This is a genomic window from Lachnospira hominis (ex Hitch et al. 2025) (assembly GCF_040096395.1).
GTDB classification, from domain to species: domain Bacteria; phylum Bacillota; class Clostridia; order Lachnospirales; family Lachnospiraceae; genus Lachnospira; species Lachnospira hominis.
In genome coordinates this window covers 1-17459 of sequence record NZ_JBBMES010000013.1, presented here as the reverse complement: position 1 = coordinate 17459, position 17459 = coordinate 1, and the positions used below count along the sequence as shown (strand labels likewise).

The following is a 17459-nucleotide window of genomic DNA, read 5'->3' as shown; positions in this document are numbered from 1 at the left end:
ATTTGCCTTAATTCCAGATTTCGTCCTTAAATACAATCTTTCTGTATGTCTCGAATGTAATCCATTTATTAAAGAATTCACTGCTTATATTACCATTCTGTGCATTAAGCTCAGAAAGAAAAGCTTTCAAATCTTTCTCATCCGCAATCTTAACAGCAAAACCGCGTCCGTTGATTACAGGAACATCTGAATATCCGTACTCGTCAAGGCTTCCGATTCCGACAACCATACGGTCGCGAACCTTAACTGCAACTTTATCACGAAGAACCACAATATCAAAATCATCAGGATAACTGTAACTTTCACCATTTACAGGAATCTCGTCACCGACTGTATATGTCTTTCCTGAAGGCCTTACCTTGTTAATTGTCATACTGTCGAGATTATAATAGAACTCCTCAAAAATATCACCGTTTGCCTTATATGAACCATATACAAACGCAGCCTTTAAATCCTTGCTGTCATCAACCTTTGATGTCTCTACAACACCGCACGCAGATGTCATGTTTGTAATTCTGTCGATAAGAATAAGCTCGCCGAGTGTCTTATGTTTCTTGAACTCATCAATAACAATTTCTTCCTGAAGTGCAATATCACATACGGCAATCTCATTTTTCTTCAATACATTAGCAGCAATATACTCACCTGTATTAACATCAATCTTATACTGTATATTTTTAAGGATGGCTGGCATCTGCTTTGTTCCGAGTTTTACAATATAATCAGTTCCCGGCGTAAGCTCGTTATCGTCCATCCACAGAATTGTTGCAGTAAATGACTTGCTTATAGGAAGATTGTTTCCTGCCGCAAGAACACAGCCTCTTGAAACATCAACTTCCTTATCAAGCTGGATTGTAACAGGCTGACCCATAAATGCACTCTGTGAATCCTTGTCACCGACAAGAATACTCTTAACATGTGCATGTTCTTTGCTTGGAAGTGTTACAATGTCATCACCGACTTTGATTTCACCTGATTCAATCTGACCCTGGAATCCTCTGTATGTATGGTCAGGACGGCATACTCGCTGTACAGGCATATAGAAGCCCTCTTCCTGCTTCTTTTCAGTAACATCTACATTTTCAAGATATGTAAGAAGTGCTTCACCCTTATACCAAGGAATATTGTCTGATTTCTTAGTTACATTATCGCCCTCTGTAGCTGATACAGGAATAATGTATACACTCTCAAGCGAAAGTTCTTTTGAAAGCTCATCTATCTGTGATTTAATCTCATTAAATCTGTTCTCGTCATAACCGACTAAGTCCATTTTATTTACTGCAAATACAAAATACTTAATTCCCATAAGTGCACAGATTCTTGCATGTCTTCTTGTCTGGACAAGAACACCCTGCTTTGCATCGATAAGAATTACGGCAAGGTCTGCAAATGAAGCACCGACCGCCATGTTTCTTGTATATTCCTCATGTCCCGGCGTATCGGCAACGATAAAGCTTCTGTTATCTGTTGTAAAATATCTGTATGCAACATCAATAGTAATTCCCTGTTCTCTTTCTGCCATAAGACCGTCAAGAAGAAGTGAATAATCAATAGCACCGCCGCGGCTTCCGACTTTACTGTCAAGTTCAAGTGCCTTTTCCTGGTCGGCATATAAAAGTTTTGAATCATATAAAATATGACCTATAAGAGTTGATTTTCCGTCATCAACGCTTCCGCATGTAATAAATTTTAATAAACTTCTCATCCTAGAAATAACCCTCCCTTTTTCTTCTTTCCATGCTTCCTGCCGCCTCGTTATCAATAACTCGGGTTGTTCTCTCGGAAGATACGGCTGAAAGTGTCTCATCAATAATTTCATCAAGTGTCTTTGCTGTAGATTCTACACCGCCTGTAAGAGGATAGCATCCAAGTGTACGGAATCTTACGCTCTTCATCTCTACCTTCTCGTCCGGTCTTAATTTCATTCTGTCATCATCAACCATGATAATATTGCCGTCACGGTATACAACAGGTCTTACATCTGCAAAATAAAGAGGTACAATCTCAATCTTTTCTCTCTTTATATACTGCCATATATCTGCCTCTGTCCAGTTTGAAATAGGGAAAACTCTTATGCTCTCGCCCTTGTGGATTTTTGAGTTATATAACTTCCACATTTCAGGACGCTGGTTCTTCGGATCCCATGCATGGTTTTCATTTCTGAATGAAAAAATTCTTTCCTTTGCTCTTGATTTTTCCTCATCTCTTCTACCACCGCCGAAAGCCGCTGTAAAACCGTATTTGTTTAACGCCTGCTTTAAAGCCTGTGTCTTCATGATATCTGTATATGCAGAACCGTGGTCAAATGGGTTGATTCCCTGCTTTACGCCATCTTCATTGATATATTCAAGCATTTCTATGCCAAGCTTTTTAGCCTGCTCATCCCTGAACTTAATCATTTCTTTGAATTTCCATGTTGTATTTACATGTAAAAATGGAAATGGTGGTTTTTCCGGATAAAATGCCTTCATTGCAAGATGAAGCATTACCGAGCTGTCCTTTCCTATTGAGTAAAGCATTACCGGCTTTTCACACTCAGCTGCAACTTCACGGATTATGTAAATTGCTTCTGCTTCAAGTGCATCAAGATGTGATAATTTTTCCATTACATTTTTCCTCCATTCACTTAATATTTGTTAGATTCTTTTTTATCTATAATTATTGTTTCTATGCTTCCGTCTGTTTTGCGGATATTCCAGTCAAGAAAATGGTCTCTTGACTTTACTGTCATACGGCTTCCCATTCCACCTATGTCAGCTCCGAGATAAAGTCCTATGGCATCAAACTGACACTCTTTTATACATGAACAACATCCCCAGCAGTCCTTAGGATACTTAATAAATGCTTTTCCGTCCTCATCTTTTTTGATAAGGCTTCCAGGACAGACCTGCGTACATTTGCCGCATTTTCTGCATTTTTCTTTATCAATTATTATGCTCATAGCTCTCACCCCTTCCCACAAGCTGTCTTGTGATTATCTTTATTTCTCCGTCAACTTTCTTTGAATTGACGTATTTGAGCCATTCATCACTCTTTTCAGGGTAATCAAGATTCTCATCAAAACTGTGCCAGCGTGTCTCTTTTCTCGCTTTAAGATGCTCTATAAGTGTAAGGCATACTGTAAGTCTTTCCTTTAACTCATATGCAAACATAAGCTCATGGCAGTCATCAGCACTGACATTTTCAGCAAGTTCCTGCAATTTCTTTATCTTTTCTTTTGCAAGTTCAAGCTGTTTTTCATTGAACTGATAATGGCTTCCGATACCTCCTGCATAAGCATCCATAACCTTCTGCATGGCATCTTCAAGCTGTTCTGTCGTGTATACACAATCTTTATTATTTAAAATTCTGTTATACTCGTTTACTTTTTCATCAAAAGCTTTATCAATGCCAGATTCATTTACAGGAGCATCTGTTTCCTCATCTAGTTCCTTACACATTGTATTAGCAGCAATCTCACCTTCGACCATTGCACCTGTAACATATTTCTGAGGACATCCGCCTGCCACATCACCTGCCGCAAAAAGATTATGAATAGTAGTTCTTCTTTCTGTATCAACCCAGTAACCGCTTGCTGTATGTCCACCAACTACATAAGGTTCCGTTCCTTCTATCTCTACATTCTGCTCACTCGGATTCTTTCCAGACTCAATCCACTTTAATGTCTGGCTCGGTGCCATATTAAGATATGCTTTCTTTAATGACTCATCCTGTGCATCACTGATACCTTCAGTTCTAAGGTAACATGGTCCTCTTCCCTCAATATTTTCCATGACAGTTCCGTATACTCTCTGTGAAGTTGTAAGACCATATTTTGTCTCGTATATCTCGCCCTTTGAATTAACCTGCTTTGCACCGACACCCTGTGCTATCGTTCCTGTCGGAGCTATCGTATCTTTACATCTGAGTGCTATAAAACGCATTTCAAATGTTGTCATCTCAGCTCCCGCATTTATTCCCATTGCGTATCCCGCTCCCGTATTAAATGGCGGATACCACATTTTGTGTCTTGAAAATCCCGGATTGTTTGGTCTGTAAAGACCTGCCGCACCGCCTGTCGCACAGAGAACTTTCTTAGCCTTTATAAGATATGCCGTTCCACATTTTTCTCCGTTTTCTTCCGTTTCATCTATACTGAATCCGTATGCTCCACAGATTGTATTATTTTCAACATAAAAATCCGTAATATTAACTCTGTTAATAATCTTGCAATTTGGAAGTGCTTTTACCGCATCTGCAAGAATCGGCTTGATATTCTCGCCGTTAATTTTTATGTTTCTGTTGCCTCTTGCTACATATTTACCGTTCTCGTCCTTTAAAATGACCAGTCCAAGTTTTTCCATTTTTTCCGTGACATGGTTAAGTCCCTCAGACATTGTAAGAAGCAAATCTTCTCTTACAATTCCGTCTGCGTCTTTCTTTGCGTAATCAACATAATCTTCAGGCTTTCTGCCCTCAACGATGTATGCGTTGATTGCATTTACTCCAGCTGCAAGACAGCCGCTTCTTTTTATATTGGCTTTCTCTGCAATAATCACCGAATATCCCGATTTTTCTGCAATCATCAACGCAGCATAACAGCCTGCTGTTCCGCCGCCAATGATAAGTATGTCTGTATTAAGTGTCTCTCTTTTTTTAATCTGCATAACACATTTCTCCAATCCCTAGATATAGAATACGTCATCTTCCTGCATTTCTTTATTTTCACACAAATATGCTTTCGTGTCGTCCATTACATAGATTCTGTATATTAAAAGATTAACTTTTTCGCCAATCTCAAGTGAATCCTTCTCAAGCGACCACTCGCCTGTAATTTTTATTCCATGGACATCAATCGTAACGTCAAGCCTGTTACCTCTAAAAACTACGTCCTCGACAATTCCTGTCTCTGCCGCACTCATGTATCTGTCGAGCTTTCCAAACTTTGAAATTTTGACAAATTCAGGTCTTATAACCGCCTTGTCTGCTCCCTCTATCTTGTCAAAGCCGTTCAATGTATCATAATTATGTACTTCTGACGGCCTTCCGATAAATTGTGCAACAAATGGTGTATCAGGTGATTTGTAAATCTGTGACGGCGTTCCCATCTGCTCAATTTTACCGTGGTTCGTAATGATAATCTCATCGGCAACCTCAACGGCTTCGTCCTGGTCATGCGTTACAAATATACTCGTAATCCCAAGCTGTGTAACCATACTTCTAAGCCACAGTCTCAACTCAGAACGAACCTTTGCATCAATGGCGGCAAATGGTTCATCAAGCAGAAGCACCTGTGGATTCGGAGCTAATGCTCTTGCAAAAGCAACTCTTTGTCTCTGTCCGCCTGAAAGCTGGTTCGGATACCTTTTTTCCATTCCCGAAAGCCCTGTTATCTCAAGAAGTTTCATAACACGTTCTTTTATTTCGGCTTTCGGAACCTTCTGTAATTCAAGTCCAAATGCCACATTATCGTATACCGTCATATATCTGAATAATGCGTAACTTTGAAATACAAAGCCGATTCCTCTCTTTGATGCAGGAATATCATTAACACGTTTTCCGTCTATAAAAATATCTCCCGCATTAGGAGTCTCAAGCCCTGCAATCATTCTAAGAAGCGTTGTCTTTCCGCTTCCCGATGGTCCGAGAAGTGCGACAAGCTTACCTTTTTCAATTCCGAAACTCACATTGTCAGAAGCCCTGAAATCGCCATATTGTTTATAAATATTTTTCATTTCAACATACATATTTCACACCACTCTCAAGAAGCTGCCTGCTCCTGACCTTTCTTTTTCGCCCTGTATTCAAGTATATTTCTAAGCACAAGCACAACAACCGCAATAATAACAAGTATTGAAGATGCTGCAAATGCCGCCGTAATCGAACTTTCCGTTCCAGACATATACAATGCGTCTATTTCAAGAGGAAGTGTAAATGTCTCGCCTCTCGTCTTTGATAATGCATTTACCGCACCAAACTCGCCGAGTGCTCTCGATGTACAAAGAATAATTCCATATATTAAAGCCCATTTTATCTGAGGAAACGTAATCTTAAAAAAGATTTTAAATCCGCCCGCTCCCATAAGAGCCGCCGCTTCCTCCTCGTCTTTTCCCTGTGCATTAAGCACCGGAATAATCTCTCTTGATACAAACGGAAATGTTACAAATATTGTCGCAAGCACAACTCCGGGAATTGCAAATGCGATTCTTACATTCGCTCCGAATACCGAATTAAACCATCTTATAACAGGATAAAACCAGCCGAGACGCCCGAATGTCATAAGAAACGCAAGTCCAACGATAACGGGTGATATTGAGAACGGAATATCAATAAGTGTCGCAAGCACCTGTTTTCCCTTAAATGAAAACTTTGTCGTAACCCATGCCGCACACAATCCAAAAAATGTATTGATAACAACCGCAATAACAGTTGCAAACAAAGTAACCTTCAAAGCACTGATAACATATTTTGACGATACCGATTTAAAATAAAATCCAAGTCCCTGCTTGAGCGAGCTGGATACAATACAAAACAGCGGCATCACAAGCATAAAAAATACAAATAAAACGCTTATTGTTATAAGAACATATTTAGTTATCTTTTTTCTTTTTTCAAATTTTTCCTGTTCATTCATAACTTTTCCCTTCCTGTTTTTATCATCCGCCATTTTAACATTGTATGATTATATATTATTGGTTCTTTTTGCCTGCTTCATCTGGATAACATTTATCGCAAATAAAAGCAGAAATGATATTACAAGCATCACAAGTGCTATAGCTGTTGCCGACGCATAATCAATATAACTTAACTTCTGCATTATTACATACGATACAACCTGTGTATGCTCTTTGGCACTGTTGCCCGAAATGTAAATAACGCTTCCATACTCACCGATTCCCCTTGCAAATGCAAGCCCAAAACCTGTAAGTATCGCAGGTCTCAATTCGGGAAGTATTACCTTAAAAAATGTCTTTGACGGCGACGCACCAAGTATGTAAGCTGCTTCCTCATACTGTCCGTCAAGTTTTTCAAGCACCGGCTGCACATTTCTTACTACAAACGGAATTCCGATAAATATAAGTGCAACTATAATTCCAAGATGTGTGTAACTTACCTTAATTCCTATTGCGGCAAGCGGTTTTCCAAGTATTCCCGTATCCGAATACATCTTTGAGAGCGTTATGCCCGCAACTGCTGTCGGAAGTGCAAAAGGAAGCTCTATAAATCCGTCAAGAATACGCTTTCCCGGAAAGTCATATTTTACAAGTGTCCATGCAAGAATTACTCCAAATATTACATTTATCACCGCCGCTATAAAAGAACAGACAATACTCGTCGTAAATGCGTAAACTACATTCTGCTTTGTAATCAGTTTTATAAATTCCGACGGTGGCAGTTTCAGCGAATATACCATAACCGATGCAAGCGGAATCAATACAATAAGTGAAAGCATCGTCACCGTAATTCCCATTGTAAGCTTAAAGCCCGGAATCACTCTGGTTTTCTTTGCTTTTTTAAATTTTACGGTTTCTTCCATACTTATTTTTCCTTTCCGCTTTTATTTCTGTGTATATATAAATATAATTTCCGCACAACTTCATACCCTATATAAATACAACTTCGTATCTGCACTTAGTTACACAGCTTGTCAAACAATGCACCGTCATCAAAATACTGTTTATACGCATTGTCCCAGCCGCCGAAATCATTAATTGTTGTACATTTTACATTCAGATTAAATTTATCCGAATATTCATTAAGGATTTTTTCATCACTTGGGCGATATCCGTAATCAGCCACAAGTCTCTGGGCATTTTCCAAATACAGATAAGAAAGATATTCTCCTGCTGCCTGCCCTGATTTATTAACTTTTACATTATCATCAACAACCGCCACGCTCGGCTGTGCAAGAATACTTACTGACGGCGTTACAATCTCATATTGTCCCGGATAATTGGCGACTGTCATCATTGCTTCATTTTCCCATGCAATAAGAACATCGCCTTTCTGATTCTCAACGAATGTTGTCGCTGAACCTCTCGCTCCCGAATCAAGAACTGATACATTAGCATACAATTTTTTGATAAATTCATTCTGCTTATCTGTATCCGTATATTTCTCCCTGGCATAACTTAATGCCGCAAGAAAATTCCAACATGCACCGCCGCTGCTTTTCGGGTCCGGCGTTATAACTTCAACACCGTCTTTAATCAAATCATCCCAGTCTTTTATATTTTTCTCATTTCCTTTTCTTACAAGAAAGACCATTGTTGACGTGTATGGTGCGGAATCATTGTCATATTCCTGCTTCCAGCCGCTGTCAACAAGTCCGGTTTTTTCAATAAGCGAAATATCATGTTCAAGTGCAAGTGTGACAACATCTGCATTACAGCCTTCAACAACTGACCTTGCCTGACTTCCGGAACCGGCATGTGACTGTATTACATTCACCGGCTCACCATATTTTTCTTCATAATAGCTTTTGAAAATCTCATTATAGCTTTCATAGAATTCCCTTGTGGCATCATATGAAACATTGGTGATTGTCATTATATTCGATTTTTCACGGCCGCATCCTGCAAGCCCTGTAAAAACACATGCAGCTAACAAAACTGCCTGCATTTTATATATTTTTTTCATATGTTTCACCACCCATTCCTACAGCTTAAAATTCAAATAATGATGTCGATAAATATCGTTCTCCTGTATCCGGAAGTAGAACAACTATATTCTTTCCTGCATTTTCAGGCTTTCGTGCCTCCTTTAATGCTGCACAAAGAACCGCTCCTGATGATATTCCAACTAGCAGTCCCTCTGATTTTGCAACCTGTCTCGTCGTCTCAAAAGCCTCATCATTTTCTATTGTTATAATCTCATCAACAATTCCGGTATCCATAACCTCAGGTATAAAACCTGCTCCGATTCCCTGAATCTTATGCGGTCCGGCACTTCCACCAGAAAGCACCGGTGAACCAGAAGGCTCCACGGCAACTATTTTTGCATTAATTCCAGCTTCTTTAAGACCTTTTGCTGCTCCCGTTATAGTTCCTCCTGTTCCAACTGATGCAATGAATATATCAACCTTTCCGTCTGTCGCTTCTGCGATTTCCTTTGCTGTTGTAACCCTGTGAATCTCAGGATTGGAAGGATTGTCAAACTGCTGTGGAATAAATGCGTTGCCGTATTCTTCCTTTAACTGTTCAGCCTTTGCTATTGCACCTTTCATTCCGAGTCTTCCCTGTGTGAGAACAACTTCTGCTCCAAGTGCCGTTACAATCTTTCTTCTCTCTACACTCATAGTGTCAGGCATAGTAAGAATAAGCTTTAATTTCTTTGCGGCACACACACCAGCAAGTCCTATTCCCGTATTGCCGCTTGTAGGCTCTATAATAACCGTATCTTTATTAATCTTTCCCTGTTTGATTCCGTCTTCAATCATCGCATATGCAACTCTGTCTTTCACGCTGCCAAGCGGATTGAAATATTCAAGCTTCGCTATTATGTTTGCATTAACATTATTGTCCTCCTGAAAGTTACATAACTGCAACATCGGAGTACGCCCAATAAGCTCTGTTATCTGTTTTGCTATCTCTGCCATAATAACCCTCTTTTCTTTTTAAGTTCTACAACTTTTATTATAATACACTACTATTCATATCGTTTCAATAGGATTTAAGAATTTATTTAAAATTTTTTCCAATTCTTCATCATCCGGAATGTTTCTCCGGCTGTATGTAAGCTCTGCCATATATGAAAGAAAACGTGCCCTTAGTACATCATTGCTTATCTTTTGTTTAGCGTAAGGACGCAATTTTTCAAGGTAATCAAGTATTTCTTCTATATTGTCAGGCAGAATATTGTCAATTTCTCCGGCAAGAAGTGTTGTGATTCTTGGGCTTGCACCACTTGACGATATTCCTATTTCCAGCTTTCCGCGGCTTACAACCGACGGGAATATAAAATCACATTTATCTTTTACATCAACTACATTAATAAATATTCCTTTATCGTTACAAAGACTTGTTATATGCTCATCAAGTTCTTCATCACCTGCCGCTGCAATAACAAAACGCACACCTTCTACGTCGCTGTCCTCAAACTCTCTTTCTTCCCACTCAACACCTTTAATATTTTTAATTCTCTCATCAACTTTTTTGGCAACAACCTTTATCTTAGGTCCATAATCCAGTATTCTCTTCACCTTGTGAAGTGCAACCTTTCCGCCGCCAACAATAAGTACCGAAACATCCTTTAATTCTACATAAAATGGAAAATATGCCATAATTGTCCATCCTCCTCTAATACAAAATATCCGCAAGTCTCTGATAAGCCTCACCCCAACGCTCATTAGGCTTAAAATTGTAAAGACTCTTATCAAGCACATAATATCTGTTATTTTTTACTGCTGTGAGACTTTTCCATACAGGATTGCTCTTTAAAAGTGTGTCAACATTCTTTAATGCCGCCTCAGTATTAGTTCCCTGAATTGTCACAAAAATAAAATCGGGGTCTTCCTTTACAATAGCCTCGAGACTCAGGTCATCAAGCAAAGAACTGTCGCTGTCAGCAATATTTACACATCCCAAATCTTTTAAAATCTCGCCGCTTACAATTCCATCGCTGCCCTTCGCCTTGACATTTTTGGAAGCTGCACGAAGAAGCAATATCTTAGGATTGCTGCCGTCAATCTGTTTTTTTGCATTTTCAACTTCTGTCCGCACAGAAACACCATTTTTTTCATATAAATCCTTGCGTCCCGTTATATCTGTGCATATATCAAGCATTGCTATATAGTCTTCATAATTATTAACATCAAAATATGCAACTGTAATTCCTGCATTTTCCAATGTTGCAAGCATTTCGACATCAGGCTTTGTATTGGCACTGGCAATAACAAAATCAGGCTGTGAAGCTATAAGAAGCTCTACATTCGGTTCAAGTATCGCCCCAAGCTTGACAACAGAATCGTCGAGTCCCAAATCAAGGCTGTCCCACGCATCATTAACCGAAGCCACAAGTTTTCCGCCAGCAAGAAGCCACACATCAGAAAAACTTCCGAGAAGTGATGCTGTTCTATCTGCCGATTTTACGGTAACACTTCTGCCCAGTGCATCTGTAAATGTAACACCGTCCTGCACATCAGCATTGGCATTATCAGAATTTTTCACTCCGCATCCTGCAAGTGCAAATATTGAAATTAATGTTGTAATAATTAGTACGTCTGCAATTAATTTTTTAACTGTCTTCTTCATATTCTACCTTTCCTACCGTATTACTATGTTTTATTTTTCATAGCGTACTATAATTTCATATAAAATGCAACAAAAATATGCTACAATTGTTTGAGGTTTATTATTGAAAATATGTAAACGGAGGATAATTATGTATTCAAATTATTTTACTGAAATAATACCCTATGCCGGATATGATATAAAACAGATTGCATGGCACGAATGTATGGCATGCGGCAACGGACACATAGGCGTTCTCACATCTGGTGCCCCAAAAAACGACAGCTTTATTTTTCAGAATACTGAATTTGTAATGCCATCAGACGAGCCAAGATGTGTTCCCGCAGAAGTAACAGAACAGCTTGACGAAGCAAGACAATCTGTAATAAATATGGACGACACATGGAATATACATAACAGAAAAAGAACCAATATGTACTGTTATCATCCGGGACACCAGTTAAGAATATCTTTAAAAAATGCCTCAGATATTACAGACTTTGTACGTTCTACAGATTATGAAACATCTGAGCTGGTTTCATCGTATAACATGTCAGAATACAATACGTATGCAAATCATATAAAAAAACGTACCTTCACATCATCTGTTGACGATGTAATAATCACAGAAATATCAGGTAACAGTTTCACTGTTGACATATCAATTGATGATTTTGAATCAATGCACAAATTTGGCAGACAAAAAAGCGGTGACGCACCCGAATTAAATATGAAATATACGCGGTTTGCAACTGATGGATTAATCGGCTTTTGTGCATTGTATCCGCAATACGAAGAAAGTGAATTAAAAAATGGAGGATTTGCAGGCGTAACACGCATTATCCCTTATGACGGAACAACTTCCCTATCTTTTACGGACACTGATATGCGTGCAAAATCATGCCTTGACCCCAAAAATCCCATCATAACATTTTCAGGCAAAAAACTTGTTCTTATAACATACCTTGACTGGACTTATAAACAGCCTGATAAAATAACCGCAGATTTTTTCACAATTCCACTTGTCTCACAGTGTATAAATAAAATTAACAAAACATTAATAAAATACGCTGACGCAAGTTCTTTATTTTCATATGAAGCTGTATTAAAGCCTCATATAGAAAAATACAGCAGTATTTTTAACCATGTCAGCCTGAAACTTAACAACGCCGATAAAGCTCTCAGCAACGAAGAATTATTACAAAAGCAGAAAAAAACTGATTACATACTGCCTGAACTTCTGAAACGTGTATACAACCATGGCAGATATGCAATGTATTCCTGTGCCGGACATACTGCACCTCGTCTTTCGGGGCTTTGGACAGGCGAATGGAATATGCTGTGGAGAAGTGCCTACACAATGGACGCCAATGTAAATATTCAGGTATCAGGCATGAACACATGCGGAATGTGTGATGCAGGCAAAGGTTACATCTGGTTTGTGTTAAAACAGATTCCCGACTGGGAAATCAATGCCAAAGCCGTTTACGGCATGAAAAACGCTGTCCTCACCCCCGTAAATACCGACGGTCACCGTGCAATGATGGTTGAATATGACATCAATTATCCATTTCAGTACTGGAATGCTGGCGCAAGCTGGATGATTATTCCGATTTATGAATTCATGCAAGTCTATGGCAACGTCACAATCACAACACACGATGAAAATATAATACGTATATATAATAAAAACATTTTCCGCATTAAAGAAGACATTCTTCTTCCTTTACTTGCAAAAACATTCAACTTCTGGGAACAGCTTTGTACTCCCGAATATTTTACAGATTCAAACGGAAATGCCCGCTTTGTAAAGGGAAAAACATCCTTGGAACCAGATGAAAAATACCTTATAATCCCATCGTTTTCACCCGAAAACAAACCGCTCGGTTATAAAAGTGCAATCACTGCCAATGCGGCTATGGATATAGCTGCTGCCGTTGATTCTCTTAATATGTACAAAAATATACTCTCAGACATAAAGCCTAATGGTTATCAGAAAACCCTTGAAAAAATCACACATCTGATATCGTGCCTGCCTGTATATATGTTTGATAAAAGCGGTGCAATAAAAGAATGGTCCATGAACGAATACAAAGAAAATAATGCCCACCGCCACATAAGCCATCTTTATTGTGCATGGCCATCATCAGAAACACAGCACAATCACGCACTTGCATCCGCATGCCGTCAGGCAATAATTAACCGTAACCGCGAAAACACAGGAAAAGACGACACCGCATCACACGGCTGGATTCACAAAGCTCTCGTAGAAGCCCGCCTCAAAAACCCGGAAGCTGTATATAATACGCTTTTGCTGCTTTTTAAAAGCGACATATTTTACAACACATTTTTTACAGACCATAATACAGACCGCTCAAAAGGCGTATTCTGCACAGACACTCTTCTCGGAATAGTCGGCATCATAAACGAAATGCTGGTGTACTCTGACGAATGTACGGTCGAACTGCTCCCTGCATTAAACACAGGTCTTATTAACGGCGAAATATGCGGTATTCTCACAAAATGCGGCATAAAAATAAACCGCCTGTCATGGGATAATAACAAGCGGTCTGTATACATAGATATATCTGCATTACGTGATACATCATTCAATCTTATATATGATAATGAATCAATACACCTTGATATGAAATCTGGCGAACAGACATTACATAAATTCCTTCATTGATGTATACACATGGAAACCTTTATCAGTCAGATACTTTTCAACTTCAAAGCTGTCTTCTGTTCTGAATACAATAACAGGCTCCTGGTTATGGCTTACAAATGTAAAAATGCAGTCCAGATTAGTACGTGCATTTTTAAGTTCCTTTAAAAAATCAGACATATTTGTAAATCTTTCCTGGAGTCTGACTGCTATTACGAATCTTTCAAGTACAGTATATCCCTTTGAAGAAAGCACATCATTACATCTGTCAGGGTCGTCCACTATCATATGAAACACACCAAAATCCGTAGCATCATATGTTGACAGTCCATAACATTCAATATTATTTTCCTTTAAAATTTCAACAACATTAAATAAGTTACCCGGATTGTTGGAAACAAGTACCGATAATTGCTTAATCACAGATTAGCCCTCCTTTAATTTTAAATACAATTATTGTATTGTACCACCTCTGTATGACATAAGCAATGTTTTAATTATTTTATTCTCTCAAGCACACCCAAATCCATCTCACACACTGTATCGCAAAGCACCTCTATATCCTCCGCACTGTGATTCGCCATAATTATCGTCCTGCCCTCATCTGCAAGTTTTTTAAACAACTCTCTCATCTCTGCAACACCATGTTTATCAAGACCGTTCATAGGTTCGTCAAGCAGAAGCAGCTCGGGATTTTCCATAAGTGCCTGTGCAAGACCGAGACGCTGTCTCATTCCAAGCGAATATCTTCCGACATGTTTTTTACTGTCTGGGTCAAGCCCAACCATTTTAATCGCATCACGAATCTGCTCTTTTCCAATCTTCCTGTTTATGCCTGCAAGAAATCTCAGATTATTATATCCGCTGTAATTATATAAAAATCCCGGTGTCTCAATAATCGCACCGATATTGTCAGGCACATCAATATCCTTGCCAATCTGTTTTCCGTTTACAATTATTTTTCCCTCTGTAACCGGGACAAAGCCGCATATACACTTCATAAGCACTGTTTTTCCTGAACCGTTTCTTCCGATAAGTCCATGTATCTTTCCCTTTTCGAATGATACATTTATATCATTAAGCACCGTCGCCTGTCCGAAACGCTTAGTAACATGTTCAACTGTAATTATATTTTCCATATATCTGCCCCTTTACACCTCGTCTGATGAATTAATACTTGTTTTTCTTCCTGCCGCAACTGCGATTACGCTGAGAACCACTATCATAACTATATATAGTGTCAGCACATATACAATTCCGGGATATTCCGTCATTCCGCCAATATCAATATTATTAAGTGAATTCCAGCTCATTGGCGATACTCTTGTAATCATTGACTTTCCGTCAGCGACCGCCGTAAATATAATAAAAAATGACGCCACACATACACCTATAAATTTCGTTCCCGTTATTATATTAAACACATAAATAATCAATCCTGTAAGGACAAAACTAAGCCACATCAAAAGTGCCGAAAAAAACATTGCCTGAACCGGCGTAAAATACTTTATAACAATTCCAAGCACTTTAACAGTATCCGTAGCATGCCCAAGCACAGTCTGAACCGTGCTTGTTCCTGCAAGTCCAAGCACATTCCCCCATGTATTATCCCACTTGATATGTCCGATATTTAATACAATTGTTGACATCATAAGAACAAACATATAAAAAAACGAACCTGCAAATATGTATAAAACCTGCCCGATTCCCCATGTCGTCCTGTCAGTCCTTAACATAACATACATCTGATTGGAATCGACAAAAGGTGCATCACAAAAAATAAACACAAGCGGTATCATAAATTCAATCTTCATATATCTGAAAATAAACAAAAACGGAAATATCCACGGACTCATAGGTTCACCGACATAACTGCATATGTCCCATAGTCCTCTTGTATACAGATGAACCGACAATATTGAAAGAATTATAAGCATCCATATCCGTCGGTTGCCGCCCCATTTACGTACATTCTGCCAGCATATTCTTAACGCTTTCATCAATATCTCACCTGCCCCGTAACAGCATCTATAACCATAACTTTGGCACTTTCATTATATTCCTTATCACCGGTAACCATCTTCTTCGTTATATCAAAATCACACACCCAGCATGGTATTATCATCATCTTTTTCTCCTGCTGGCTGTAATACGATATATAACCTAATTCAATCGAAGTCATATTACCTTCTTCTGTAAGTCCGATTGTGTAATAATTACTTTCCTTTATCCTCTTTAATACATCATCCACGCTTTTTAGCGGCTCTGTAATCTCCTCCCTGCTTTCGATATTATATATTCTATAACAGTTAATCCAATATACTTCATCTCTTCCAACTACAAATTCTAATCTTGTCCCGTTAACATCGCCTGATGTCAGATGCTTATACATATTTGTAAGATATGCACCATCAAGCTCAAGTTGATATGATATAAAATATGCCTCATCATCCCTAGTCCATACAACCGGCTCTCCGCCTTCTCTATAACGTCTTGCTTCCTTACTCGGATAATATATCTGAGCATCTTCACCTATTTCATTCATTCTGGCTGTCGCATTCTCTGCATCTATCGCAACTGTCTTGTATAGCTTTGCATTTAGTCCTAATATGTCCAGTATTTTTTCAGTAACCTTCAAAGCATCATTTAAAGGAAATCCATCAAGTTCCGTAAGCGGAAAGACTTCATCCATATTCTTTATAAATCCGTCACTTCTCTGACCATGAACATAATTACTGTAACTTTTCTTTTTTGCTTTTAATGTTGTATATGTTATTCCTTCTCTATTGGACAAAAAACTTTTATCTTCTGTCTCTTCTTCATAATTAAGATACTCTTTTAACCTATTAGTTCTGTCCTCATCGATACCATTCAGTTGTGCAGTATATTTATACCACTTTGATGGATTTGATATACTTAATGTTGCATCTGCCGATGTTACTCCGTTAAGTTTTCCTGTAATCTTTGTCATATCTTCGCTTATGCTTACTTCCTCTGTTGCTTCCTGAGTACCGTTGTTCTGTCTCTCCCAACTGTAGCTTTTTCCGTCAGGATATAAAGAACAGCCGCTTACCGTAAGCATAACCGCCGCTGCTGCCGCTGCACCGATTCTTTTAAAATTATATTTTTTCATAAACCCCTTTAACTCCCTTCTTGATTTTATCTAGATTCCTTCTTTTTTCATTCTTCTGTCCATACACCAATAACATAATAATCCAAGAATAATAATATACCCTGTTATCGTCATCAGCCCGAACAAACGGTCAAGTTTAAAATTACGCACATACAAATAATTGCTAACCATCAGTCTGTCCAGCACCAAATACTTTGGAAAAAGCTCTTCAAACGTCTCTGCAACAGAATATATAAGCAACGGTGAGGCAATTGCCACGAATCTGTTCGGTATAATTATTGATATAAGAAGTCCCCCCATAACATATACCGCAAATGCTGCTCCGACAGTAATTATCCTTATTGATGTATTAATAAACGGATTCATCGCCGCCGCATCAAAATATGTTGTACCATAATAATACCAAAGATATTTTGCATATATATATCCTTTATCAGCAATCATTTCG

The 17459-nt window shown here is 38.6% G+C and carries 17 protein-coding genes; 1 reads left to right on the top strand and 16 read right to left on the bottom strand.

Annotation, left to right across the window (positions count from 1 at the left end; translation table 11 throughout):
* Positions 1–7: 7 nt before the first annotated feature.
* The 11 genes from WMO38_RS10905 to WMO38_RS10855 form a co-directional block, all read right to left on the bottom strand.
* Entirely contained in the window at positions 8–1705 is a 1698-nt protein-coding gene (locus WMO38_RS10905; protein ID WP_186836365.1) for a sulfate adenylyltransferase subunit 1, read from the bottom strand.
* Between the two features lies 1 nt (position 1706).
* On the bottom strand, positions 1707–2606 hold the full coding sequence (gene cysD / locus WMO38_RS10900) for a sulfate adenylyltransferase subunit CysD (RefSeq protein WP_021867105.1): 900 nt from the start codon (positions 2604–2606) through the stop codon (positions 1707–1709).
* Between the two features lie 20 nt (positions 2607–2626).
* The gene (locus WMO38_RS10895) at positions 2627–2941 is read right to left on the bottom strand and encodes a 4Fe-4S dicluster domain-containing protein (RefSeq protein ID WP_349162683.1); all 315 of its coding nucleotides are present in this window, start codon (positions 2939–2941) and stop codon (positions 2627–2629) included.
* The gene (locus WMO38_RS10890; RefSeq protein WP_349162681.1) at positions 2925–4646 is read right to left on the bottom strand and encodes an adenylyl-sulfate reductase subunit alpha; all 1722 of its coding nucleotides are present in this window, start codon (positions 4644–4646) and stop codon (positions 2925–2927) included. Before WMO38_RS10890 ends, WMO38_RS10895 begins: the two co-directional genes overlap by 17 nt.
* Before the next feature lie 18 nt (positions 4647–4664).
* Positions 4665–5726, bottom strand: a complete 1062-nt coding sequence (locus WMO38_RS10885) for an ABC transporter ATP-binding protein (RefSeq protein WP_021867108.1) — start codon at positions 5724–5726, stop codon at positions 4665–4667.
* A gap of 14 nt (positions 5727–5740) precedes the next feature.
* Entirely contained in the window at positions 5741–6613 is an 873-nt protein-coding gene (locus tag WMO38_RS10880) for a sulfate ABC transporter permease (RefSeq protein WP_349162680.1), read from the bottom strand.
* A gap of 48 nt (positions 6614–6661) precedes the next feature.
* Positions 6662–7516: a sulfate ABC transporter permease subunit CysT gene (cysT, locus tag WMO38_RS10875; protein WP_349162679.1), complete on the bottom strand. Its 855-nt coding sequence runs from the start codon at positions 7514–7516 to the stop codon at positions 6662–6664.
* Positions 7517–7611: 95 nt separating this feature from the next.
* Complete coding sequence (locus tag WMO38_RS10870; protein WP_349162677.1) at positions 7612–8619, bottom strand: sulfate ABC transporter substrate-binding protein; 1008 nt, start codon at positions 8617–8619, stop codon at positions 7612–7614.
* 25 nt (positions 8620–8644) lie between these two features.
* A complete protein-coding gene (cysK, locus tag WMO38_RS10865; RefSeq protein WP_349162676.1) occupies positions 8645–9577 on the bottom strand; it encodes a cysteine synthase A in 933 nt (310 codons plus the stop codon).
* Positions 9578–9631: 54 nt separating this feature from the next.
* Entirely contained in the window at positions 9632–10261 is a 630-nt protein-coding gene (locus tag WMO38_RS10860; RefSeq protein WP_021867113.1) for a precorrin-2 dehydrogenase/sirohydrochlorin ferrochelatase family protein, read from the bottom strand.
* A gap of 16 nt (positions 10262–10277) precedes the next feature.
* Complete coding sequence (locus tag WMO38_RS10855) at positions 10278–11231, bottom strand: ABC transporter substrate-binding protein (RefSeq protein WP_349162675.1); 954 nt, start codon at positions 11229–11231, stop codon at positions 10278–10280.
* A gap of 130 nt (positions 11232–11361) precedes the next feature.
* Here WMO38_RS10855 and WMO38_RS10850 point away from each other — a divergent pair, with 130 nt between their 5' ends.
* On the top strand, positions 11362–13899 hold the full coding sequence (locus WMO38_RS10850; protein ID WP_349162674.1) for a glycosyl hydrolase family 95 catalytic domain-containing protein: 2538 nt from the start codon (positions 11362–11364) through the stop codon (positions 13897–13899).
* Here WMO38_RS10850 and WMO38_RS10845 read toward each other — a convergent pair.
* The 5 genes from WMO38_RS10845 to WMO38_RS10825 form a co-directional block, all read right to left on the bottom strand.
* Entirely contained in the window at positions 13879–14301 is a 423-nt protein-coding gene (locus WMO38_RS10845; RefSeq protein WP_021867116.1) for an ACT domain-containing protein, read from the bottom strand. The two genes, WMO38_RS10850 and WMO38_RS10845, sit on opposite strands and share 21 nt — an antisense overlap.
* Positions 14302–14375: 74 nt before the next feature.
* A complete protein-coding gene (locus tag WMO38_RS10840) occupies positions 14376–15017 on the bottom strand; it encodes an ABC transporter ATP-binding protein (RefSeq protein ID WP_021867117.1) in 642 nt (213 codons plus the stop codon).
* Between the two features lie 12 nt (positions 15018–15029).
* Positions 15030–15878, bottom strand: a complete 849-nt coding sequence (locus WMO38_RS10835) for a hypothetical protein (protein ID WP_021867118.1) — start codon at positions 15876–15878, stop codon at positions 15030–15032.
* Positions 15878–17011 (bottom strand): hypothetical protein, encoded by a 1134-nt coding sequence (locus WMO38_RS10830; protein WP_349162673.1) that lies wholly within the window; start codon positions 17009–17011, stop codon positions 15878–15880. The genes WMO38_RS10835 and WMO38_RS10830 overlap by 1 nt, the downstream gene beginning before the upstream one ends.
* Positions 17012–17041: 30 nt before the next feature.
* A partial coding sequence (locus tag WMO38_RS10825) for a hypothetical protein (RefSeq protein WP_349162672.1) occupies positions 17042–17459 on the bottom strand: 418 nt, incomplete at its 5' end.